This window comes from Pseudarthrobacter chlorophenolicus A6, assembly GCF_000022025.1.
GTDB classification, from domain to species: Bacteria; Actinomycetota; Actinomycetes; order Actinomycetales; family Micrococcaceae; genus Arthrobacter; species Arthrobacter chlorophenolicus.
Genome location: NC_011886.1, coordinates 293,232 through 315,715, shown reverse-complemented (window position 1 = coordinate 315,715; position 22,484 = coordinate 293,232). Strand labels below are relative to the sequence as shown.

General features: G+C 68.7%; 21 protein-coding genes and 1 riboswitch. Of the genes, 9 read left to right on the top strand and 12 right to left on the bottom strand.

Annotated elements, in window-relative coordinates; translation table 11 throughout:
• Position 1: 1 nt before the first annotated feature.
• The 4 genes from ACHL_RS01465 to ACHL_RS01450 are packed head-to-tail and all read right to left on the bottom strand — an operon-like array spanning position 2 to position 5,152.
• Positions 2–949: an ABC transporter permease gene (locus ACHL_RS01465; protein ID WP_015935523.1), complete on the bottom strand. Its 948-nt coding sequence runs from the start codon at positions 947–949 to the stop codon at positions 2–4.
• Positions 946–2,622: an ABC transporter substrate-binding protein gene (locus ACHL_RS01460; protein WP_015935522.1), complete on the bottom strand. Its 1,677-nt coding sequence runs from the start codon at positions 2,620–2,622 to the stop codon at positions 946–948. The genes ACHL_RS01465 and ACHL_RS01460 overlap by 4 nt, the downstream gene beginning before the upstream one ends.
• Positions 2,619–4,046: an NtaA/DmoA family FMN-dependent monooxygenase gene (locus tag ACHL_RS01455; RefSeq protein ID WP_015935521.1), complete on the bottom strand. Its 1,428-nt coding sequence runs from the start codon at positions 4,044–4,046 to the stop codon at positions 2,619–2,621. The genes ACHL_RS01460 and ACHL_RS01455 overlap by 4 nt, the downstream gene beginning before the upstream one ends.
• Positions 4,047–4,057: 11 nt before the next feature.
• Entirely contained in the window at positions 4,058–5,152 is a 1,095-nt protein-coding gene (locus ACHL_RS01450; RefSeq protein ID WP_043794331.1) for an LLM class flavin-dependent oxidoreductase, read from the bottom strand.
• Positions 5,153–5,189: 37 nt separating this feature from the next.
• Positions 5,190–5,298: riboswitch (SAM riboswitch) on the bottom strand.
• 215 nt (positions 5,299–5,513) lie between these two features.
• Here ACHL_RS01450 and ACHL_RS01445 point away from each other — a divergent pair.
• Together ACHL_RS01445 and ACHL_RS01440 are read left to right on the top strand one after the other, a co-directional pair.
• Positions 5,514–6,860 (top strand): LLM class flavin-dependent oxidoreductase, encoded by a 1,347-nt coding sequence (locus ACHL_RS01445; protein ID WP_015935519.1) that lies wholly within the window; start codon positions 5,514–5,516, stop codon positions 6,858–6,860.
• Positions 6,861–6,901: 41 nt separating this feature from the next.
• Entirely contained in the window at positions 6,902–7,279 is a 378-nt protein-coding gene (locus ACHL_RS01440; RefSeq protein WP_015935518.1) for a rhodanese-like domain-containing protein, read from the top strand.
• Here the strand turns inward: ACHL_RS01440 and ACHL_RS01435 are convergent.
• Positions 7,276–8,883, bottom strand: coding sequence for an MFS transporter (locus ACHL_RS01435; RefSeq protein WP_015935517.1), 1,608 nt, complete (start codon positions 8,881–8,883; stop codon positions 7,276–7,278). The two genes, ACHL_RS01440 and ACHL_RS01435, sit on opposite strands and share 4 nt — an antisense overlap.
• A gap of 288 nt (positions 8,884–9,171) precedes the next feature.
• Between ACHL_RS01435 and ACHL_RS23700 the strand changes: the two genes are divergently transcribed.
• Positions 9,172–10,704, top strand: coding sequence for a PLP-dependent cysteine synthase family protein (locus ACHL_RS23700; RefSeq protein WP_015935516.1), 1,533 nt, complete (start codon positions 9,172–9,174; stop codon positions 10,702–10,704).
• Between the two features lie 431 nt (positions 10,705–11,135).
• Here ACHL_RS23700 and ACHL_RS01425 read toward each other — a convergent pair whose 3' ends face one another.
• Entirely contained in the window at positions 11,136–11,573 is a 438-nt protein-coding gene (locus ACHL_RS01425; RefSeq protein ID WP_015935515.1) for a hypothetical protein, read from the bottom strand.
• Between the two features lie 256 nt (positions 11,574–11,829).
• Between ACHL_RS01425 and ACHL_RS01420 the strand changes: the two genes are divergently transcribed.
• Positions 11,830–12,366, top strand: coding sequence for a GNAT family N-acetyltransferase (locus ACHL_RS01420; RefSeq protein WP_244266502.1), 537 nt, complete (start codon positions 11,830–11,832; stop codon positions 12,364–12,366).
• 153 nt (positions 12,367–12,519) lie between these two features.
• Here the strand turns inward: ACHL_RS01420 and ACHL_RS01415 are convergent, their stop codons facing one another.
• The gene (locus tag ACHL_RS01415; RefSeq protein ID WP_015935513.1) at positions 12,520–13,575 is read right to left on the bottom strand and encodes a type IV toxin-antitoxin system AbiEi family antitoxin domain-containing protein; all 1,056 of its coding nucleotides are present in this window, start codon (positions 13,573–13,575) and stop codon (positions 12,520–12,522) included.
• A 181-nt stretch (positions 13,576–13,756) separates the two neighbouring features.
• A complete protein-coding gene (gene serS, locus ACHL_RS01410) occupies positions 13,757–15,037 on the bottom strand; it encodes a serine--tRNA ligase (protein WP_015935512.1) in 1,281 nt (426 codons plus the stop codon).
• A gap of 90 nt (positions 15,038–15,127) precedes the next feature.
• On the opposite strand from serS, the gene ACHL_RS01405 reads away from it, so the two are divergent.
• Complete coding sequence (locus ACHL_RS01405) at positions 15,128–16,207, top strand: diacylglycerol/lipid kinase family protein (RefSeq protein WP_015935511.1); 1,080 nt, start codon at positions 15,128–15,130, stop codon at positions 16,205–16,207.
• A 27-nt stretch (positions 16,208–16,234) separates the two neighbouring features.
• Here ACHL_RS01405 and ACHL_RS01400 read toward each other — a convergent pair whose 3' ends face one another.
• The 3 genes from ACHL_RS01400 to ACHL_RS01390 all read right to left on the bottom strand — a co-directional run bounded on the left by ACHL_RS01400 (position 16,235) and on the right by ACHL_RS01390 (position 17,854).
• On the bottom strand, positions 16,235–16,453 hold the full coding sequence (locus ACHL_RS01400) for a hypothetical protein (RefSeq protein ID WP_015935510.1): 219 nt from the start codon (positions 16,451–16,453) through the stop codon (positions 16,235–16,237).
• 94 nt (positions 16,454–16,547) lie between these two features.
• Positions 16,548–17,528 (bottom strand): prephenate dehydratase, encoded by a 981-nt coding sequence (gene pheA, locus ACHL_RS01395; protein ID WP_015935509.1) that lies wholly within the window; start codon positions 17,526–17,528, stop codon positions 16,548–16,550.
• Positions 17,528–17,854 (bottom strand): rhodanese-like domain-containing protein, encoded by a 327-nt coding sequence (locus tag ACHL_RS01390; RefSeq protein ID WP_015935508.1) that lies wholly within the window; start codon positions 17,852–17,854, stop codon positions 17,528–17,530. Before ACHL_RS01390 ends, pheA begins: the two co-directional genes overlap by 1 nt.
• A 111-nt stretch (positions 17,855–17,965) precedes the next feature.
• Here ACHL_RS01390 and ACHL_RS01385 point away from each other — a divergent pair, with 111 nt between their 5' ends.
• From ACHL_RS01385 to ACHL_RS01370, 4 genes are all read left to right on the top strand, one after another.
• Entirely contained in the window at positions 17,966–19,375 is a 1,410-nt protein-coding gene (locus ACHL_RS01385; protein WP_012631016.1) for an amidase, read from the top strand.
• Between the two features lie 119 nt (positions 19,376–19,494).
• Positions 19,495–19,725: a hypothetical protein gene (locus tag ACHL_RS01380; protein WP_012631015.1), complete on the top strand. Its 231-nt coding sequence runs from the start codon at positions 19,495–19,497 to the stop codon at positions 19,723–19,725.
• Between the two features lie 123 nt (positions 19,726–19,848).
• Positions 19,849–20,052, top strand: a complete 204-nt coding sequence (locus ACHL_RS01375; protein WP_012631014.1) for a hypothetical protein — start codon at positions 19,849–19,851, stop codon at positions 20,050–20,052.
• A 302-nt stretch (positions 20,053–20,354) separates the two neighbouring features.
• Complete coding sequence (locus ACHL_RS01370; protein WP_012631012.1) at positions 20,355–20,795, top strand: LapA family protein; 441 nt, start codon at positions 20,355–20,357, stop codon at positions 20,793–20,795.
• Between the two features lie 171 nt (positions 20,796–20,966).
• On the opposite strand, the gene ACHL_RS01365 is transcribed toward ACHL_RS01370, so the two are convergent.
• Positions 20,967–22,484, bottom strand: coding sequence for a carboxyl transferase domain-containing protein (locus ACHL_RS01365; RefSeq protein WP_012631011.1), 1,518 nt, complete (start codon positions 22,482–22,484; stop codon positions 20,967–20,969).

Genomic DNA, 22,484 nt, shown 5'->3' with positions numbered 1-22,484 from the left:
CCTAGGCGGTGGTCCTGGCCGCGGTGTTGATGCGGGGGTCCACAAGCGGGTAGATCAGGTCAACTACCAGGCTGGTGATGACGAAGATGGCGGCGGCCAGCACCACGAGCGTTTGGACCACCGGGATGTCACGGCTGTTGACGGCCGTGACGGTGAGCCGGCCGATGCCGGTGCGCGAGAAGACCGTTTCGCTGACCACGGCCCCGGCCAGCAGGTTTCCCACCAGGATGCCCAGCATGGTCAGGGTGGGGATGGCCGCGTTGCGCAGGGCGTGCCCGAAGTGGATCAGCGCGTCGCTGGCCCCCTTGGCCCGGATCTGCTCGATGTACGGTTCGCCGAGGGTCTGGTGCAGGCTGCGGATGAGCAGCTGGGCAATCACCGCCGAGGTGGGGATCGCCAGGGTCAGCGCGGGAAGCACCAGGCTTTGGGCGCCGTCGTTCCCCAGTGCAGGGAACAGCCGCAGCCGGAAGGAGAAGAACTGCAGGAGCAGCAGGCCAATCCAAAACGTCGGCACCGCGATGCCCAAAGGCGGCAGCGAGGCCACCAGCTGGCGGACCCAGCGGTTGCGGCTGAAGGAGGCCGCGATGGCCAGGGCGCTGCCCAGCAGCACGGACAGGGCAAACCCGGCCGCCGCGAGCTTGATGGTTTCGGGCAGGACCTCCGACACGGCCTGGGTAGCGGCCACACCGTTCTTGATGGACACCCCGAAGTCCAGCTGCAGGGCCTTGAACAGCGCTATCGCATACTGCTCGGGCAGCGGCCGGTCCAGCCCGTACTCGCTGCGCAGCTTCGCCACCAGCGCCGGGTCCACCGAGTTCTGTTCGTCCCCGCTGGCCATGATGCTCACGGCGTCTCCCGGAAGGAGGTAGAGGATCAGGAAGGACACGGTGTACGCGGCCCAGAGGACGAACGCCCCCTGCAGCAGCCGCCGGCCGACGTAGCGGATCACTGGGACAGCCAGGCGTCGTAGAAGTCCAGGCGGCTGGAGGCTTCGAAGGCCAGGCCGTGGACCTTTTCGTTGGCGGAGATGGTGGTGGAGAGTTCGTAGAGCGGAATGGAGTGGGCGTCCTTGATCAGGGTTTCCTGCCCCTGGTCCACCAGTTTCTGGCGGGCGTCCTTATCCAGCGCTGCGGCCTGCTCGCCCAGGGTGTCGTCCACGGGGAGCTTCTCGCGGAGGTTGCTGCCGCCGCGGGCGGTGGTGGAGGCGAAGACGGTGCGCAGCACGTCCGGGTCGCTGCGGGTCAGGTTGCCGTAGGAGAAGTCGTAATCCTTGGTGGCCTGCGCGGCCGTGACGTCGGCGATGGTGGTGAACTTCAGCTGCAGGTCCACGCCCACGGCCTTGAGCTGCTGCTGGACCAGTTCCAGGACTTCCTTGGGCGACTGCCAGTAGGTGACCTTGAAGGCAAGCTTCTCGCCGTTCTTTTCCCGGACTCCGTCCGTCCCTTCCTTCCAGCCGGCGTCCTCCAAAAGCTTCTTCGCGCCGTCGGGATCATGGGCCAGCAGTCCGCTGAAGTCCTTGAAGTACGGGGTGGTGTGGGACAGCACGCCCTTGGCGGGCTGGTCCTTTTCGGTGAGCAGCGTGGTGGTGATTTCCTCGCGGTTGATGGCCTTGGAGATCGCCTGGCGGACTGCTGTTTCCTTGAGCTTGGGCGTGGACTCGTTCGGGTACAGGTTGTAGACGACGCCGGGGTTGGCCCGGGTTTCGTTCCAGAAGCCGTTGCCGTTGAAGAGGGTGATGTCCGCCGCCGAGATGGCCGCCGTCGCGTCAATCTGCCCGGACTGCAGGCTGCCGGTGCGGTTGCCGGCCTCGGGGATGATCTTGAACGTGACAGTGTCCAGGTAGGCCTCGCCGGTGTTGGTGTTGGTGGCGGCCGGCCAGCTGTAGCCGGTGCGGCGCTCCAGCACCGCTTCCTTGTCCACCGTGTAGCTCTTGACGCTGAACGGACCGGAGCCGGAGAACTTCCCGGCGCAGCGGTCCGCCTCGGACAGGGACGCTGACGACGGCGAAAGCAGGCCCAGCGTGAAGGTGGAGGTGGCCTGCAGGAACTGGGCGTTGGGCTTGCTGAAGTCCACCACAACGGTCTGCGGGTCCTTGACGGTGATGGCGCTGACGTCGCTGAGGTAGGTGGAGCCCAGGCTCGCCTTGGCCCCCAGTGCCTTGATCGCTTCGAAGTTGGTCTTCACGGATGCGGCGTCAATGGCCGTGCCGTCCGCGAAGGTGGCGCCGGTGCGGAGCGTGAAGGTGAAGCTGGTGGCATCGGCATTGGATTCGAACTTCTCGGCCAGCCAGGGCACGATTGCGCCGGACTGCGGATCCTGCGAGGTCAGCGAGGCCACGGTCTGCCGGGCGATCGCGATCGCATCGTTGTTGCCCACCTGCTGCGGATCGATGCAGCCGCGGTCCACAGACAGGGCAAAGTTCAGGTTGCCACCGGACACCGGTGTGGCATCGGCGTTTTGCTGCGTGCCGGCGTCGGCGCCGCCGCCGCAGGCCGAGAGCAGGAGGGCCGCGGTTCCGAGGATGCCGACGACGGCGGCGGGCCGGCGAAGAGGGCCGGCGGGCAGGGAACGGGGCCGGTTCAGGAGGGGCTGGTTCAGGCGGGGCTGGTTGGAGCGGGTCATGCGACGTTTTCGCTTTCGGTCAGGCCGGCGCCGTTACGGCCGGAATTCAGGGACGCGCGGCGGCTGAGCGGGGCGCGGAGTCCGAGGTTTTCGCGGAGGTTGGTGCCCTCGTACTCGGTGCGGTACACGCCCCGGTCCTGCAGGCGCGGGACGAGTTCGTTGACGATCTCGTCCAGCCCGCCGGGAACGATCCAGGGGGTGATGTTGAAGCCGTCCACGGCGCCGGTCCGGGCGTATTCGGCGAGCTTGTCGGCAATGCCGTCGTAGGAACCCACCAGGCCGCGGCCGTTGAGCCGGGACCGTGCGGCCACGAACTGGCGGATGGACTGGCCCTTTTCCGTGGCCTCCGCACGCCACTGTGCCGCGAGTTCCTTGGCGCTTGCGCCGTGGAAGGCGTTGCCGCGGGTGGGATTGGTGACGTCCACAATGGGATCCGTCTCGGGAAGCGGGCCGTCGGGGTCGTACCCGGTGAGGGTCCGGCCCCAAAACTGCTCAAGGTACGCGATGGCGGTCTCGGGGCCCACCTGCTGTTCGCGGACCCATTGGTGCTTCTCCTCCGCCTCCGCCTCGGTGGCGCCGAGGATGAACTCCTGGCCGGGGAAGATCTTCACGTCGTCGGCGGGGCGGCCGGCTTTGAGGGTGCGCGCCACAATGTCCTCGCGGAACTTCCTGGCGTCCTCGAGTTCGGCGTGCCGGGAGAAGATCACGTCGGCGTTCCGGACGGCGAAGTCCCGCCCGTCCGGCGAGTCGCCGGCCTGGAACAGGACCGGGTGGTGCTGGGAGGAGCGCGGCAGGCGGCCGGTGATGTCGACGTCGAAACTCGCGTCCTTGCGCCGTACCGGTGTGATGCTGCCTTCTTCGAGCCAGCGCCCGGCGTTCCGGGACCCGGCGATTGCGCCGTCGGCCCAGGAATCCCAGATTGCTTTGGCCGTCTGGACGAAGGCCTCGGCCCGGATGTAGCGGTCCTCGTGCTTGAGGAACCCGCCGCGCCGGAAATTGGCACCGGTCCAGGCGTTGTCCGTGGTGACGATGTTCCAGGCCGCCCGCCCGCCGGAGAGCAGGTCCAGGCTGGCCAGGCGGTGCGCCAGGTCTGCGGGGTCGTTGTAGGTGGTGTTCTGCGTGGCCACCAACCCGATGTTGGTGGTGACGGCAGCCAGGGCCGCGAGTGCTGTCTGGGCATCGGGGCGGCCGGCGACATCGAGGTCGTGGATGCGGCCCAGGTGCTCACGCAGGCGCAGTCCCTCGCCGAGGAAAAACGCGGAGAAGAGGCCGCGCTCCGCCGTCTGGGCAACCCGGCGGAAGGATTCGAAGTCCGTTTGTGATCCGCTTTCCGGTGTCTTCCAGACGGTGGTGTGGTTGACGCCCTGGAAGAAGACGCCGAACTGGATCTGGCCGTTGCCGGCGGGGCGGTGGTGGGTGCTCATGATGCTCTCTTTCAGGCCGCGGCGTAGCGGTTGGCGGGGCGGGGAAGGCCGAAGGTTTCGCGCAGGGTGGTTCCGGTGCGCGGTGCGGCCACACCGGCCCGGCGCAATTCCGGCAGGACCAGGGCAGCCAGTTCGGGCAGGTCGATGTCCAGGACGGCCGGATGCAGCCGGACGCCGTCGGCTGCCCGGAACAGCTCAACCAGTAGCTCGACGAGCCCTGCTGCACTGCCGGCGTACCGGGCGCCGCCCAGCCAGGGTTCGTACGCATCAAGCTCCGCGAGGCGATCCTTCGCGGACTGGCCCCGGGAGTCGAGGACGACGTCGAGCTCCACCAGGGTGCGCGGGGTTCCGGCCGCTGCTGCCGCCGTCGCCGCCGCCGCCAGGCCGTCCACCGACCCGGCCGCGGCGAGCGCCACATCGGCTTCGACGGCGGGGACCAGGTCCGCCGGCGCGAACACCACCAGCTGGCCCTGCAGCGGGCGGGGAATGATGGACGGCCCCTTTACGGAGAATCTGCCGCCGTCGAAGTCGGCGTAGTGGAGCTTGTCCCGGTCCAGGTAGCGCCCGGTGGCTGCGTCCCGGATGACCGCGCCGTCCTCCCAGGAATCCCAGAGCCTGCGGCCGGCCTCCACCACGGCCGCTGCCTCAGCCAGGACATCGGCTTCGGCGAGTGCCTGGCGGCCCACGGACCGTGCCTCGGCGGGTTCGTTGGCGGCGCTGACCAGCCAGCCGGCCCGGCCGTGCGAGGAGTAGTCCAGGCTGGCCAGCTGGGTGGCCACATGGAACGGCTCGGTAAACAGAGTTCCCGCTTCGGGGACCAGTCCGAGGGTGCGGGTCAGCGGGGCCGCGAAGGCCGCACGCTGCACGGCGTCGATCCGCCCGGCGATTCCCGTGCTGCCGGCATCCAGGACTCGGGAATCGCGGAAGGTGGCCAGGTGGAAGCCTGCGATGTCCGCGGCCTGCACGGTTTCCCGGATCCGGCCGCCGCCCAGCAGGGCGCCGGGAAGGTGGGAGGCGCGGCGCCACGCAGCCGGGTGGGCGCCGTCGCCGTCGAGCTCGAGCGCCACTATTTTGGAGCGCAGTTCAGGTACAGGTGTTGAAGCCATGGTTTCCTTCTTCAGGGCCGCAAGGGGCGGCCGGGACGACATTCACTTGCCGCGGTGCGGCCAGGTCTGTTTCCGGAGCACCCCGCCACAAAATGCCTGAGGGTTGCCGCAGCACCAGCCGGTCCTTGGCGTGCTGACTCTTGACCTATGGCTTGAATGTAGGAGCAGGTCCAATGCGTTGACAAACCCGGTTGTCGCGCGGCGTCAACGCAGGAAATCCCGCGTCAAACAGCGGCTTTTGCCGTCATCTTGACCTGTCCTTCCACCACCAGAATCGGGCTCCGTGACGGCCTGTTTCCCCGGGTTTAGCCCGGTGACAGGGCCGCTTGGGACCGGGTGGGCCGGCTCGTAGGGTCATGCCATGCCTACTGCTTCCCCCGTCCCCCTGTCAGTACTCGATCTCAGTCCAGCCCCTGCCGGGCAGTCGGCCGGCGACGCGCTGCGCAACAGCATTGACCTCGCTGTAGCCGCCGAGGACCTTGGCTACCGCCGCTTCTGGCTGGCCGAGCACCACCTGAACCCCGGCGTCGCCGGTTCCGCCCCGCACGTGCTCTCCGCCCTGGTGGCCGCGGCTACCCGGACTATCCGCGTGGGCACCGCGGCCACCATCTTGGGCAACTACCGGCCGCTGCAGGTGGCAGAGAACATCGGTACGCTCGCGGCCGTGTACCCGGACCGGCTGGACCTGGGCTTCGGCCGGTCAGGGCAGCCCAGCGCGCCGGTCGCGGATTCGACGGACGCGGGGCGGACGACGGCGGAGCCCGCCGCCAACGCGCACGGTTCCGGTGCTGGCGGTGCGGGTGCGATCGCTGCAGGTGCGAGCGGCGCCGCGCACAGCGCGGGATCAGCCGGCTCGGGTTCAGCCGGCGCGGGTTCAGCCGGCGCGGGTTCAGCCGGCTCGGGTTCAGCCGGCTCGGGTTCAGCCGGCGCGGACGTTCCGGAGCAGCCTGGCGAGGGAGCCCGGGTGGTGGACGGGCTTCTGGTGCCTGCGGCCCGGCGGCTCTTCAATTCCGTCCTTCCGCGGAAATTCCGCCTCCAGGCCGAACTCCTGGGCCGCGAACCCGGCGACGCGGACAACTTCGAAAGCGAAGTCCAGGACGTGATCGGCTTCTTCACCGGCCGCTACCGCACCCGGCACGGCGAGGAGATTACGGTGACTCCGGCACGAGGAACTGCGCCCCAGTTCTGGATCCATGGTTCAACGGCCGGTCCCAGTGCACGCCTGGCCGGAAAACTCGGCCTGCCGTTCGGGGCGAACTACCACGTCTCCCCTGCCACGGTGCTGGATTCGGTGGCCGAATACCGGGCCCATTTCAAGCCGTCGGCCGCGCTGGCGGAGCCTTACGTCACTGTTTCCGCGGACGTCCTGGTGGCTGACGACAAGGAGTCAGCACGCACCCTTGGCGCCGGTTATGCCTCCTGGGTGCACAGCATCCGCACCGGCCACGGTGCCATTCCTTACCCTGCACCCCGTGACGGCGGCCGCCTGGATGCACAGGCAACCGCACCCGAAACCGGCGCACCGGACCTCATCCGGGACCGTGTGGAGACGCGGTTCGTGGGCGGTCCGGCGCAGGTGGCCGATCAGCTGCGCGCCCTGCAGCACGCCACGGGCGCCCAGGAACTGCTGATCACCTCCATCGCCCACAGCCAGCGGCACCGCGTTCGCTCCTACGAGCTGCTGGCCGCCGAGTGGGGACTGTCCTGAAGTTTGTCCCATCCCATCCGCACAAGAGAAGGAAACAAATCATGACCACTGAAACCGAAACAGACACCCAGCTCATCACGGCCGCAGAAGCCGCCCAACTGATAGCCGGCGGGGCGCTGCTGGTTGACGTGCGCAGCGACGCCGGACGCAACAGCACCGGGGCAGTCCCGGGAGCACTGGTGGTGGACCGCGGGCGCGTGGACGAAGATTTTGGTCCCGAATCGGACGAACGGCTGGCGCAGGTCGAGGGCACGGACCAGAAGATCGTGGTGTTCTGCGGCTCCGTGAACGGCTCCGGCCCGTTTGCACGGAAGCTGGAGCTGCTCGGTTACGCCAACGCGGTGCACGTTGACGGCGGTTTCCCCGCCCTGCGCGACGCCGGCGTACCCACCACCGGGCCCGTGGACGCCCCTAACTAAGCGTCCGCCGGTTCCGCGGGCACCGGGGCGAGGGCCGTCGTCGTACTTTCCTTTTCGGAGCGTGCGACGGCGGCCCTCGCCTTTCGCCCCGCCATCGCGATCCGCACGGCGTCCGCTCCTCCGGCCAGCAGCGCGGCGGCGAGCAGGGCGCAGCACAGCAATATGCCTTGGTGGAAGGCTTCCCGTGCGTTCCCGCCAGACGCACCCTGGCCGAGGAACATGCCCGCGGCCGCCGCCGAACAGAGTGCGGCGGAAAAGCGCTGGCTGAGCTGGTAGAACCCTGCGGCCACCCCAGCCGCCCCTTGCGGCGCGTGGGCCAGCGTGAGTGTTTGGTTAGGTGCCACCACAAGTCCTGTGGCCACGCCCTGCAAGAGCCCCACGCCGGCGACGATGGCTGCGGCAGCACCGGCGTCGAACGCCTGGACCGCCCAGTCCTTGGCCGGGAGGCAGGCCAACGCCGCGGCAATGGCGGCCACAATGCCGGTCCGGCCGTGCCGGGCAACGAACCTCCAACTGAGGCTGGAGGCCAGCAGCATTCCGGCGGCCTGAGGTGCCAGGATCGCTGCGGCGGCCAAAGGCGGCAGGCCCGTTCCGGACAGGAAATAAAGCGATGTCACCGCCGCCATCGCTGCTCCGACGCCGAACTGGCACAGCGCCACCACCGTGCCCAGGAGATACCCTGGCGACTTCACCAGGGCCGGGCTGAGCAGCGGGGTGCGGCCGCGCCGGTGGTAGGAGAACTCCCATCCCGCGAAGGCCAGGACCGCAGCGGCACCCAAACCTGCCCACAGGACTGCCACCGGACCCGGGCCGTAGATGGTGGGCACCAGCGATGCCACCACCACAGCACCCAGGAGCACTGCCCCTGGGACGTCAACGGCGGAGCGGCGCGGTGCAGCATCGCTTGGGTCGTGGATGCGGCTGGAGCTGGCTGAGCTGGCGGCGTCCGTTCCGTGGGTGCCCGTGCTGCCTGGCCTGACTTGGCCGGGCTGCGGCGCCGCGCGGGGAAGGTAGACCAGGGCCAGCGGCACCAGGACCAGCACGAGCGGAACGTTGACCAGGAACAACAGCCGCCAACTAAGGGCGGGATCGCCGGCGGACAGAATAATGCCGCCCACCAGGGGGCCGCAGACGGCCGCCGTGCCGCCGGCGGCAGCATAGTAGCCCAGGGCCTTGGCCCGCCCGGAGCCGGTGAAGATGTCCTGGAGGAGGCCCAGCACCTGGGGGTTCAGCGTGCCGGCGCCCAGTCCCTGCAACAGGCGGGCCGCGATGACGACGGCGGGATCAGATGCGAGCCCGCCGAGGAGGCTGAAGGCGCCGAACACGGCAACCCCGGCGATGAACAGTTTCCGGCGGCCCAGCAGGTCACCCAGCCGGCCGGCCGGTACCAGCGCGACGCCGAAAGCCAGGGAATAGCTGGCCAGGATCCACTGCACCTGCCCGCTGTCCGCATGCAGGCCGGCTGCCATGGCAGGGACGGCAAGCACGAACACCGATTGATCGAGCAGGGTCACGAACCCGGCGCCGAGGCACAGCCACAGCGCAGCCCGCGGGGACGGCGTGCCCGCTGCCGGCGGTGTGCTTGTCCCAGCGATTCGGCCCATATCGGGACCCTAAGCCCGGGCGGCAGGCCGCTCCGCATCCCGCGTCGGAGGATTAATCCGGGTGAAGTCCGGTTACCTGCGGCTTCCTCAAGGGGTCCTTTTGTGACGGTTCCCGTGACGCCTGGCGGGTGGGCGGAGCCGCATTTGCTCATCGGGGGAAACGCTGGGAAATGCGGCTCAAGACAGTTTGGGACGCGCCGCTGCCCGGTCCTACGGTGGCCGCATGACAGCCCTCCGCCGCACGCCCGCAGTCCACCCCCGCCCGTTTCCCCATGCGGCGGTGGCGGCATGACCGTCTTTGAATCCGTCCTGGACGGCATCGGGAGCACACCCCTGGTCCGCCTGCGCCGCCTGGGCGCCGGCCTCCGCCCACGGATCTACGCCAAGCTGGAATTCCAGAACATCGGCGGCAGCGTCAAGGACCGCGCGGCGCTGTCCATGGTCCGGGCCGCCGAACGCCAGGGACTCCTCCGTCCCGGCGGAACCGTGGTGGAAGGAACCAGCGGCAACACCGGCATCGGGCTGGCCATGGTGGCGGCGCAGCTGGGGTACCGGGCAGTGATTTTCGCCCCGGCGGCAACGGCAGCGGAGAAGATCCGGCTGCTGCGGGCCTACGGCGCCGAGGTGCACCTGGTGGCCGACTTCGTTCCACGCGACCATCCCGGCCATCTGGCCTCCCGGGCTGCCGCGTTCGCAGCCGAAACTCCCGGGGCGTGGCTCGCCCAGCAGTACGACAACCCTGCCAACCCCGCCGCCCACCGGCACACCACGGGCCCCGAAATCTGGGCGGACACCGAAGGATCCGTCACCCATCTGGTGGCGAGTGTGGGAACGGGCGGCACATTGTCCGGCACCGGCGGTTTCCTGAAGGACGCCAGCGGCGGTTCCGTGCAGGTGGTGGCGGCCGATCCGGAGCATTCCCGGTACGGCGGCGGTGACGGTGCGCTGAAGTACGTGGAAGGAGCCGGCCATGCCCTGCACCCCGAATCCGTGGAGGACATCTGGCCGGAGGCGTTCGACACCAACGTTGTGGACCGGTACCTCCGGGTCAGCGACCGTGATGCGATCTTCACGGCCCGGCGGGCAGCTTGTGAGGAAGGGCTGCTGACCGGGGCCACAGGTGGAACGGCGCTTGCCGCAGCGCTGAACCTGGCAGAAGGCCTGGACGAATCCCACACCATCGTGGTGGTGCTTCCCGATTCAGGACGGAACTACCTTTCCACCTATTTCGACGACGGCTGGCTGGCCTCGCTGGGCTTCCTCGAGCCGGACAGCCCCCAGGGAACCGTGAGATCGCTGCTTCCTTCCGGGGACGCCGGCGGCCAGGCGGCCGGGGTGCCGCTTCTGCCGTCAGGGCTGGCTGTTGGCGAGTCGATCGCCCACTTGCGCGCACAGGGGCTGGGGCCGGCCGATCCTGCCTTCCTTGTCCTGGACCGCGGCGCACGGCACGGGAGTGTCCACCCCCGGGAGGTCCTGGCCGCGGTGACCCTCGAATCGCTGCAGGCGTTGGATTCCCAGGCCGGCCCGTCGGCGGCGGCCCTCCTTGCCGCAGTGCCCTACCGTGCGGTGGGAGCCGGGACGCCGGCGCCCGGCGCTCCGGGCGAAGACGGCGCCAGTGCTACTGAGGGCGATGAGGTGGTTGGCGAAGCCGGGGCTGGCGGCGATGCGGCCAACCGGGGCGCGGCAGGCGCAGGTTCGTCAGTCCATGAAGTATTGGCGGTCCTGGTCGATGGCCGGATCACGGCAGCCGTGCCGGCCGGCCGGCGGCCCGGTGGAAAGGTTGCGGACGCGGCGGCAGGCTCAGCGACCTTCAGCCGGTAGTGGAACACCTTGCCGACCTCGTTCTCGCGGCTCCCTGAGAGTCCGGCGACGGCCATTGAGGGGCCGGCCACGGCTTCGGCCCAGGCGTGGGCTTCGTCCCAGAAGACTTCCTGGGGCCAGCGCGGATAGTCGAGCAGCATGGCCACCGACAAGGTCAGCTGCGGCGGTCCGTAGCCGGCGCAGGTGCCGAACCCCAGGATGTCCACCGACGAGCCTTCGGTGAGGAGCGACGGGTGCCGGGGCATCGTTGTCACAGCGCTTTCGAGCCCGTCAGCGTAGACATCCCGCTGCGCAAGGGAGCAGAGCCGGGCGCGGAAGGCGGCCAGGTCTGCTCCGCAGAGCATGTTGATCCTATGGGTGAGAGTGGCTGGCACGCGGTCTCCTGTGGTGGCTGGTGTTGAGGCTGTTGTCTGCGGTCCGGACTGGTGGCGTCACGGCACCGCGTCCCTGCCGGCCAAGGTCCCGGACGCTGCGGTCCGGCCTGCCAGGCGGACTCCTTCAAGGTGGCCGAACATCCGGCGCGCGCCGGCGTCGCTCCTGATCCAGATCACGCCGGAATCGGCCGTCTTGGCGTCCACTGTTCCGCGGAATGAGAAGCCTTCAGGGAGGTGGACGTCAACCAGCTGCCCTGCCTCGAGGCGGTGCCAGTCCTGGCCCTGATTGGCGGTGTCCTCGTGGCCGCGGGCTGCCTTGCCCCCGGAGGACCGGCGCGGTTTGGCGGAGGAACCCCGCCGCCGTCGTGATCCTTGCCGCACATTCGCATCGGCACTGAGCCCGGCCGCATCCTTGCGGTGAGCGTCGCCGGCAGCAGCTCCGCCCGCTCCTTCGTTGCGTGCCGCGGTGGCCGGCGGCCCCGGGTTTGCGTCCATTGTTCCCCCTGTCGATGCCTGTGCCACCACACAACCACCGGGGTGGGGGCATCACAACACCGGCCGCAATGCGCCGTCGCGCAAGGCAAAACATGTCCCCGTGTTGCCCTAAGTGACTGCACGCGACGCCCTGTTTCCCGCTGGTGGGATGCGGCCCGCCCCCACCGATAGCCTGTCGGTTCAAGGACCGGTCCGGCACCGGTTGCAAGCATCGGATGACGAGGCAGCCGAACCCCACGGCGGAAGGGCAGGAACGTTGACAGTCCCCACACAGGCATTGGAGACCGCCGTGATCCGCGCGGCCCGGGAATCTGAATATGAGGCCGTCGGTAAGCTGACCTTCCGTGGTTTCGGGCACCATCTGCCGGGAGCCCGGCAGCCTGACGCCGAGCGGCTGGACCTGCTGGTGGACGCCGGGGCCCGGGCTGCGGCCGGCGATCTGCTGGTGGCCGAGGACGCCACCACCGGCGAGCTGTTGGGCACCGTGACGGTGCTGCAGCACGGTTCGGCCCTGGCGCGTCAGGCAGAGCCGGGGGAAGCGGAAGTCCGGCTGCTGGCCGTGCTGCCGGAAGCGCGGCGACGGGGACTCGGGTGGCTGCTGCTGGACCGGGCCAAGGAACTCGCAGTGGCCCGGGGTGCAGAGCGGATCGTCCTCGACACCGGGGTGGACAACCATGGTTCCCAGAACCTTTACGAACGGTACGGCTACGTGCGCCGCCCCGACCGCGAGAAGCCCCGGCCCGCACCGAAGGTCCAGCTCGCAGTCTTCACCCTCGAGCTCGCAAGCAGCTGACCACTACACCAGGCTGACCACGACACCCGTCCGCCGACGCCGCACCGTACCAAGGTCCTCCAGCCCGTCCAAGCCGCACCCGTCCGCCCATGCCGCACCGTACCAAGGTCCTCCAGCCCCGCCGGTCCTCAGCTCGTTCGCGGAACCGCGCCTTCACGGTTCTGATCTGCGAACAAGCCCCTGACTAACGGCCGCCGGCGCGCCGACACCCGGGCAAAGTCCGGCGGCCAGCAGCTTCCGCCGGAGTTTGTTGGGATCCACCAGGTCGGCCCACCGCCAGCGGACGAAGCCGTGGCCCAGGGCGCGGATCCGGTCCTCGCGGAGCTTCTCCCGGTAGACGGCTTCCTCCGCTGTGATTGCGTCCCGCTGTGCGGCCTCAACGTATTTGCCCTTGCCGTCGAACTCCCCCACCACGCCCTGCCGCGGCCACCAGAAGTCGATCCTTGCAATGAACCCCGCACCGTCACTGAAGACGTGCTGAAGTTCAGGCTGCTCGAACCCGAGGAACTCCAACACGGCCCGGCTGTAGGACTCTCCGACGGACTCGGGCAGCGGGCTCGCAAGGGCCGCCACGCGTTCTGCGCGGCGCCGCCCGGCCGCCGAAGGAAGCCCTGAGATCCCGGCGGCGATCCCGGGCACAGACAGCAGGCTGTCGCCGGGACCAAGGACACCCGCCCTTCGAAGCGTGCGGGCAGCGCCGTCGGCAACCACCAAGGCCTGGTCGAGCTCACCGGAGCCCAGGACATTCACCGTGGTCCCGATCAACCCCGAACACACGAATTCCCCTGACCGGATGGGCTCCGGCACGGCCCCAAGCCGATACCGGAGGGGGTAGGAACGCGTCCGCCGGACTTCCTCTGCCGCGCCTGATTCGCCCATGACCAGTAGCGTGGATTTCCGGATACCGCTGCGTCCGGGAAGGGCCGTGGTCAGCTCAACGCAGGGCGGCGTCCCCAGCGTGGGCAACCCACTGGCGACGGCTGCCGTTTGCCCGCACAAAACCGCACCCTTGACGGACCTGGCCACCGCCGTCGTCGTCCAGGCAAAGCGCTCGGAAGGACGTGCCCGCAGCCAGTCCTCAGCAGCTACGTAGAAACCACGCCGGATCCGCACCAGCTGACCCGCCCGGAAGGCGCGGTGCAGCGCGTCGGTGGTGGCACCGGTGCGCAGGATGGCAGCGGTATCGATCAGTCCGGGCGGGATCTCCATCCCCACAGAATGCAGGTCAAACCGCCCGCGCGGCAGGCGGGGAACCTCCTATGTGGACAGCCGCCGGATCGCCTTCAAAGAGTCCTAAGGCTGTTCGCGGATCAGGACCTTGAGGGTTCGGATCCGCGAACAAGCCCAGGAAAGCAGCCCGGGGACCAGGCAACCGGGAGGCAGTAACCGGCTACAGGACCGGAAGAACCTCAAGGCCGCCCAGGTACTTCTGCAGGGCTTTGGGCACGTTGACCGAACCGTCGGCGTTCTGGTGGTGCTCCAGCAGCGCAACGATCCAGCGGGTGGTGGCCAGGGTGCCGTTCAGCGTGGCAACGGCACGGGTGCCCTTGGCGACGCCCTCGGCGTTGACCGCACGCTCGCGGATGTTCAGGCGGCGGGCCTGGAACGTGGTGCAGTTGGAGGTGGAGGTCAGTTCGCGGTAAGCGCCTTGGGTGGGCACCCAGGCCTCGCAGTCGTACTTGCGTGCCGCGGAGTTGCCGAGGTCGCCGGCAGCGGTGTCGATGACCCGGTAGGGCAGCTCGCACTTGGCCAGCATTTCCTCTTCCCAGGCCAGCAGCCGCTGGTGCTCGGCGGCTGCCTCTTCGACAGTGGTGTAGATGAACATCTCCACCTTGTTGAACTGGTGCACGCGGATGATGCCGCGGGTGTCCTTGCCGTGCGACCCGGCCTCGCGGCGGTAGCACGAGCTCTGGCCGGCGTAGCGGATGGGCCCGGCAGAGAAGTCCAGGATCTCGTCGGCGTGGTACCCGGCGAGGGCCACCTCCGAGGTGCCCACCAGGTAGAGGTCGTCTTCGGCGAGACGGTAGATTTCGGCGTCGTGCTTCACGTCGAAGCCCGTGCCCTGCATGGTCTCCGGGCGCACCAGCGTGGGCGTGATCATGGGGATGAAGCCGGCTTCGATGGCCTGTTCCATGGCCATCTGCAGCAGCGCCATCTCCAGCCGGGCACCGACGCCGCGGAGGAAGTAGAAGCGTGAACCGGAAACTTTGGCGCCGCGTTCCATGTCGATGGCGCCGATCAGCTCGCCGATCTCCAGGTGGTCCTTGGGCTCGAAGTCCGGGAATTCTCGCGGGGTTCCCACGGTCTTGACCACTACGTAGTCATCCTCGCCGCCTTCGGGAACGCCGTCCTCAACGAGGTTGGGAACGGTGCGCAGCAGTTCTTCCTGCTTGGTTTGTGCAGCGTCAGCCTCGGCGGAGGCGGCCTTGACCGAGTTGGCAAGCTCCTTTACCTCGGCCAGCAGCGCCTGTTTTTCCTCGCCCTTGGCCTGCGCCACCTTCTTGCCGAACACGTTCTGCTCGGCCCGGAGGTTTTCGTACCGGATCAGGGCGGCACGGCGGGCGGAGTCCGCGGAGATGATCGCGTCCACCACTGACTCGTCGGCGCCACGGGCGCGCTGGCTGGCACGGAACTTGTCCGGGTTTTCGCTGAGGTCTTTTACGTCGATCACCAGACAAGGGTATCCAATACAGCGCACGACGGCGGGCGGCCGGGGCGGCTGGGTCCGGCGCGCCTTCCACCGGGCTACTGTGGAACCACCATGAGCGACTGGATTCTCTACCTGCTGATAGCGGTGGCCCTTGCCTTTGCCATCTCCAGCTGGTGGGGCGTACGCCGGCTCAAGGCCCTGCACATGCGCAGCGCCGTGGCCGGCGAAGCCTATGATCCCGGCCTGGAAAAGCAGCGGGTGGCGGTGATCATCAACCCCATCAAGGCCCGCGCGGCCGAGGCACGGGCGTCCATCCAGCGGGCCTGCCTGACCGCCGGCTGGGATGAGCCCGTCTTCTACGAGACCACGGCCGAGGACCCCGGTTTCACCCAGATGCAGGCGGCCCTGGCCACCAAGCCTGACGTCGTCCTCGTAGGCGGCGGCGACGGCACGGTCCGGGTGGCGGCCGAGGCACTGGCGCACACGGAGGTGGCCATGGGGCTGATCCCGCTGGGAACGGGGAACCTGCTGGCACGGAACGTGGACTTGGACGTCGCAGACCTGCACGGCTGCGTCCAGACCGCGCTCTTTGGCCGTCAGCGCACCATCGACACAGCCCGGATGGCCATCGAGAATTCCCGCACGGGCACCTATTCGGAGCACGTCTTCCTGGTGATTGCCGGGATCGGCATGGATGCCGAGGTCCTCGCGGATACCAACGACGGGCTGAAGAAGGCGGTGGGCTGGCTCGCTTACACCGAATCCGGCATGCGGCACCTTCCGGGCCGGCGCAAAAAGGTGTCCATCTCCCTGGACGGCAACCCCGAACAGGTCCGGAACATCCGCAGCGTGCTTTTCGCCAACTGTGGCCTGGTGCCCGGCGGCATCGACTTCATCCCACAGGCCATGATCGATGACGGCATGCTGGACGTGGTGGTGATGAGCCCCCGCAGCGCGCTCGGCTGGCTGCTGATGTACGGCAAAATCATGTTCAAGCACAGCGGAAAGCTGCCCATCATGACTGTGTACCGGTCGGGCAGGATTGTCATCAAGTGCCCGGAACCGATGCCCACGCAGCTGGACGGTGACACGTCAGGCGAGGCAACCAAACTTACGGTGCAAGTGCAGCCGGGGTCCCTGCTGGTACGGGTCCGGGGGATTTCCGGGCCCGACGGCGGGACTGCCGTCTAGCGGATCGGTGGTCCGGGCGGGGCAGCCTCAGTGGTGGTCCGGTTTGGATTCTTTCGCAGCCTCAGCGGCGTGCTTCGCGTGCGCGCGTTCCTCGGACTGCTCCCGGATCATGGCCTGTTCCTCCTCGAAGCGCAGGCGGTCGGCGCGGTCGGCGTCGTCGCCGTCCCAGTCCTGGTTGTCGGCGGAGGGCTTGGGGTTGACGATCATCCCCTGGCCATCGTTCTCGGTGCTGCTGCCGGCTGACATGACCCGCTCCCTTCGCTAGGGGCCACTCTTCCTGTGGATCAGGCAAGCATACGCACAGTGCAGAACCCGGGGAAGTACCCCGGGCGGCATTTACCTACGCTGTGGGCGAAGGCCCGGAACCGCTTTCCACCTGCAATGATTCAGTGTCCAGTATGGATTCCACCCAGTTCCGGGAAGCCGCGAAGGCCCGGTCCGAGGTGTGCGCCTGAACCTCGATGGGCTGCCGGTCCGCCCGCGGGTATGAGCCGAGGAAGCGGGTGGCGGGGCTGATGCGGTGGAGCCCGGCCAGCGCGTCAGCCACCCTGGCGTCGCCCACATGCCCGTCTGCATCAATGCTGAAGAAGTAGTGCCCCAGATACTGGCCGGTGGGCCGGGACTCGATGCGGCTCAGGTTCACCCCGCGGGTGGCGAACTGGTCCAGGATTTCCATCAGGGCGCCGGGACGGTCCTCGGGCAGCGGGACCACCACCGTGGTCTTGTCTGCGCCCGTGCGTTCCGGAAGCTTTCCGGGACGGCTGACCAGCACGAAGCGGGTGACTGCGCCCGGGTTGTCGCCAATGTTCTCGGCCAGCACCGGGAGGCCGGGCTGTTCCTGCGCAACCAGGGGCGCGCAGATAGCGGCGTCGTAGTGGCAGTCGGGTTCCAGCAGGCCCATTGCGGCGGCAGCCGTCGAGGATCCGGGAACGTATTCCGCGCCTGGAATATGCTGATCCATCCAGAGCCTGCACTGCGCCCATGCGTGGCCATGCGTGGAGACCCGCCGGACGTCGCCGAGGCGGGTGCCGGGCCGTGCCACCAGCACGAAGCTGATGGGCACCAGCACCTCCCGGACGATCCTCAGTTCCTGGCCGCCGGCGATCGCGTCCAGGGTGGCGGTGACTCCACCTTCCACGGAATTCTCGATGGGCACCATGGCGGCATCGGCGGAGCTTTCCCGGACGGCATCCAGGGCAGCATTCACCGTGGAGGCCGGCACGCGGACGGCGTCCCCGGCACCAGGCACCTGCATCAGCGCCGCTTCGGTGAACGTCCCTTCGGGGCCGAGGAACGAATAGGTGGGCACAGCGCCGGGCACTAAAGCACCATCGGCTTAAGCCCGTTGTCCGAAACCAGGGGCTTGCCTGACTCCAGCCACTGGTCCATGCCGCCCGAGACATTGATGGCCGTATAGCCCTGCCCGGTCAGCCATTGCGCGGCGCGGAACGAGCGGCCGCCGGTGCGGCAGATGACGTAGACGTCAGCGTCCGGGTCGAGCTCCTCAAGCCGGGCCGGAATCTGGTCCAGGGGGATGTGGAGGGCACCTTCTGCGTGGCCCGCAACCCATTCGTAGTCTTCCCGGACGTCCAGGATGACGGCGCCATCAGGGACATCGTTGACAGGTACGGAATCGAAGTCGCTCATGGGAAATCCCTTCGTGGCAGATCGAAAGTCAGCTTCAAGCCTAGTGCTTACCCCAGGCCGAGGGGCCTGCGGCCGGGCACGTTACGCTTCTAGGAGACCCCAGGAGGACCAGTGCCCGAAGAGCTCCACAGCCTCTCCGCCGTCGAGTTGCGGAACGCCCTGCGCGGCGGCCAGGTCTCGGCCGTGGAAGCTGCGGAACATTTCCTGGCCCGGATCGAGGAGCGCAATCCGTTGCTGGGCGCCTTCATCACCGTGACAGCGGAGCAGGCCATCGAACAGGCGCGCGCGTCGGATGCCCTCCATGTCCGCTCCCGCGCCGGCGAATTGCCGCTGCTGCACGGGATGCCGCTGGCCTTCAAGGACCTGACCGACGTTGCCGGCGTGGTGACCACCCACGGCAGCGCCGCCCTCGACCACAAGCCCGCGCCCGCGGACGCGCCCCTCGTGGCGCAGCTGAGAGAAGCCGGCGCGGTCTCCCTGGGCAAGACGCAGGTGCCCGAATTCGGCCTGACGGCCTACTCCGAAAACCGCATTGCACCGCCGTCGCGCAATCCGCATGCCCCCAGCAGGAGCTCAGGTGGTTCCTCCGGCGGCAGCGCAGCCGCGGTGGCCGCAGGCCTGGTCCCCCTCGCTCCCGGGACCGACGGCGGCGGTTCCGTTCGGATCCCGGCGGCGGCCTGCGGGCTGGTGGGCCTAAAGCCGGGCCGCGGCGTAGTGCCCAGCGGGGAAAGCCAGGGCGATCCGGCCCGGCTGGTGGTCGCGGGACCGCTGGCCAGGACCGCCGCTGACGCCGCCCTGATGATGGACGCGCTGGTTCCGGATTCCGGCCACCTGGCCGCCCTGGAGCGGGAGCCGGTGAAGCTGCGCATCGGCGTCACACTGGACAGCCCGTGGTCGGCAACCTTCCCCTTCACGCCTGACCAGGAAGCGCTGGACGCCCTTGCGGCGGGCGAGCGGCTCCTGGAACACGCGGGGCATACGCTCGGCGAAGCGGCGATCCGCTACGACAACAGGTACCCCGATGCGTTCACCACGGCCTGGACCGCCGGGGTAGGCAGCGCCCGCATCAGCCCGCACCGGGAAGTGCTGCTTGCCCCGCTGACCCGCACCTTCCGTCGCAGGGCACAGCAGCGGAGCCCCGCCAAGCTGTCCGAGGCTTTGGCCTTCCTGCGGCAGTTCCAGCACGACACCGTGGCGCAGTACGCCGAATGGGACCTCATGCTGATGCCTGCCCTGGCCCAGACGCCCCGGCCGGTGGGCTGGTTTACCGGGACGGGCCACGGCGGCGAGCGCTGGCCGTCGGCGCAGTGGCCGGGGGACGCCGACGGAGACTACCGGAAGCAGTGCGAATTCGCGCCCTGGTCCTCCATGATCAACGTATGCGGCCTGCCGGCCATCAGCCTCCCGGTCCACTGGACAGGAGGCACGCCGGGCCAAGGGCTGCCGATGGGAATCCAGCTGGTGGGACCCAAGGGCTCGGAAGAGCTGCTGCTGCAGGTGGGGCACCAGCTGGGGCTGTAACGGTGCCCCGTCCTGTTGATCTGCTCCTAACGCACCCTTAACCCGCACGTAACCCGCCGGGAGCAAACTGGAATGGCGTCACGTCCATCCAGCCACCGCTCGACGGGGAGTTGCCCATTATGAACGCCGAATACCCCACCACCACGGACGCCGGCACTTCCGGGCGAGTGGACGAAAACCGGCCCGACCTGAGCAACTCCAACGTCCGCGAGGACCTGGCGCTCACCGGCCGCTGCGCCCTGGTCCACCTGCCCTCCGGCCGGACCTGCCTCCTTCCACTCCGCCATCCGGGTCCTTGCGATTTCCATGGGCCGGCCGAGGCAGCGGACGTGGTCTCCGCCAGCCAGTAGCGCCCCTCTTGCAGGTGGTGCCGCTCGTGGTGCTGCCCGGGCCGGAATCCGTTCCGTCCGGGTGTCGACTCCCGGACTTTTCGGGAGGACGATTAAATCGCAGCCACTGGAAGGAGGTCTGTGATGTGCTACGGATACAACAAGGATTTCGGGCGGAGCGACAAGAAGGAAACCAGCCGCAAGCCTGAAGCCAAGCAGGAAACCCCGGCAGGAACTCCGGAACCGCGGGTCAAGGCACAGGACTACACGTTCTGGGCCTTCCCGAGTTGGCGCAGGTCGCCAACACCCCGCACCCCCTCTGCAGAGCGGAGCGAAGAGCGGGTCTGACGCCGCAGCATCGGGACGGGCCTCAGCGGCCCGCCCCCCCGTTAACTGACGGATGGATTTCACAGGGGAGAATCACGATATGCGCTCCGCCTACGTCCACGCCGCCTCGCTCCGGATGGAGTACGACGGCGATGCCGGGGCCCCGGGGGCAGCCATCACCTTGGCGCTCTGCGGACAGTGGGAACACCCGCCGCCGTGCCCGCTCGCCGCACACCACTTGAAGCGACCTCGCTTGTGCTGCGCCGAGCCACGCCACTAGTGTTATGTGATAAGCATGCTTATTATCAAGAAAGGGCATGACCATGAGCGCCGGACAGACCACGCCAGAATCCAATGGGCGGCAGGAACCAGGGGCCGGAACGCCCCTCCCCGGCCTCGCAGGCGGAGCCGACAGCACCACTCCCCACGGCAATGCCCCTTCCTACTCCCCTGACACACCTGCCGTAGGCACGGCGGCCACAGCCCCCGGCCAGGCAGGGAAACGCCAGGTAACCCGGACCGGCGTCATCTGGGTGGCGGTGGTGGCCGCTCTGGTGCTGCTGATCCTGCTGATTATCTTCATCCTGCAGAACCAGGAGCAGGCCATGGTGAAGTTCCTGGGGCTGGAGGGCTCCGTCCCACTGGGGATGGCCCTGTTCATTGCCAGCGTGACCGGCGGGGTCCTGGTGGCGGCAGCCGGCGGCGCCCGGATCCTGCAGCTCCGCGCCAGCGCACATCGGGCACGGGTACGGCAGCGCCGCTAAAGAACAAACAACAGAGCAGCGCCAGCAAGGCCGCCACAGCACCGCGCCGGAGGTGAAGCACCCCCGGCGCCTCAGCCCCGCAGTGGGCCCGCAAAAGGCTGCCAGCAACCCGAGCAGCCCCGAAAACGCGGCGGCGGGCACCATCAGGTGCCCGCCGCCGTCGTCATTGGCCTAACTGCCGAGGTTCCTGAACTTCCGTGCCCGCGAGGCCACGAGTTGGGACACGGGCACCGCGGCAACTGATGCGAGCTCGTACTCGATGGCGTGCGCCATCCGTGCGCAGAATTCACGCGGCTCGAGGGACGCATCGTGGCGCTCGTCGACCACGTGGTCCACCAACCCGTTGGCGTACAGCGACGCAACGTTAACGCCCTGCGCCTGGGCCATCGCGGGAGCGAAATCCGTGGTGCGGTGGACAATCGCGCTCGCGCCCTCGGGCGGCAGCGGCGACAGCCAGCTGTGTTGCGCCGCGATGGTCCGGTCCGCGGGGAGCAGGGCCAGGGCCCCTCCCCCGGCGCCCTGGCCGAGCAGCACCGAGACCGACGGCGATTCGAGCCCGATCAGTTCGTGCAGCGAGCGGGCGATTTCCCCGGCCAGGCCGCCTTCCTCGGCTTCCTGTGAGAGGGCCGCTCCGGCGGTGTCGATGACCGTGAGCAGCGGCAGCCGCAGTTCCTCCGCAAGCTTGGCGCCGCGCCTCGCCTCGCGCAGCGAACCGGGCCCCATCCCGGCGGCGTCCTTCCGCAGCGGGCGGGCGTGGCCCAGCACGATGCAGGACTGGGTACCGAACCGGGCCAGGGCCAGCAGCAGCCCCGGATCCTTTTCGCCCTGCCCGGTGCCGTTGAGCGGGAGGGCGTCGCTGGCACCGTATTTGAGGAGCTGGCGGAGATCGGGCCGGCGCGGTTGGCGGGAAATTTCGATGGAGGTCCAGGCGTCCACCTCGGCGGGCCTGACGGCCAGCGTGGCCGGCGCATCGGGCCAGGCAGCGGAGCCGGAAGCCCGGCGGGGCATCAGGATATCCAGCGCCCGGCCTACCAGTTCGGCGAGCTTGCCGGGTTCCACCACGCCGTCGATCAGGCCCTTGCTGAACAGGTTCTCGGCCACCTGCACGTTGTCCGGGAAGGCTTCGCCGTGCAGCGCCTCGTAAACCCGCGGGCCCAGGAACCCCAGGAGGGAGCCGGGCTCGGCCACGTTGATGTGTCCCAGGGATCCCCAGGAGGCCATGACGCCTCCCGTGGTGGGATGGCGCAGGTAAACCAGGTAGGGCAGGCCTGCCTGCCGGTGGGCCCGGACAGCAGCGGTGATCTTGACCATGGACAGGAACGCCAGGGTGCCTTCCTGCATGCGGGTACCACCGGAGGCGGTGCCCGCCAACAGAGGCAGGCCCTCCACCGTGGCGCGTTCCATCGCAGCCACGATCCGTTCGGCAGCAGCATGGCCGATCGAGCCCGCCAGGAAGGAAAATTCGCTCACGATCAGCGCCACGCGGCGGCCGCGGATCAGGCCGGCACCGGTCAGCACGGATTCGTCAGTGCCGCTGCGGGCCCGCGCCCTGGCAAGGTCGGCCGCGTATTCCTCGCTCAGTGGCGGCTGCTGCGGTTCGACATCCCAGGACGTGAACGAACCGTCGTCCACCACGGCGTCCAGCAGTTCGGCGGCGCTGAGGTGGCGCACCTTTTCCGACGTCGGCAT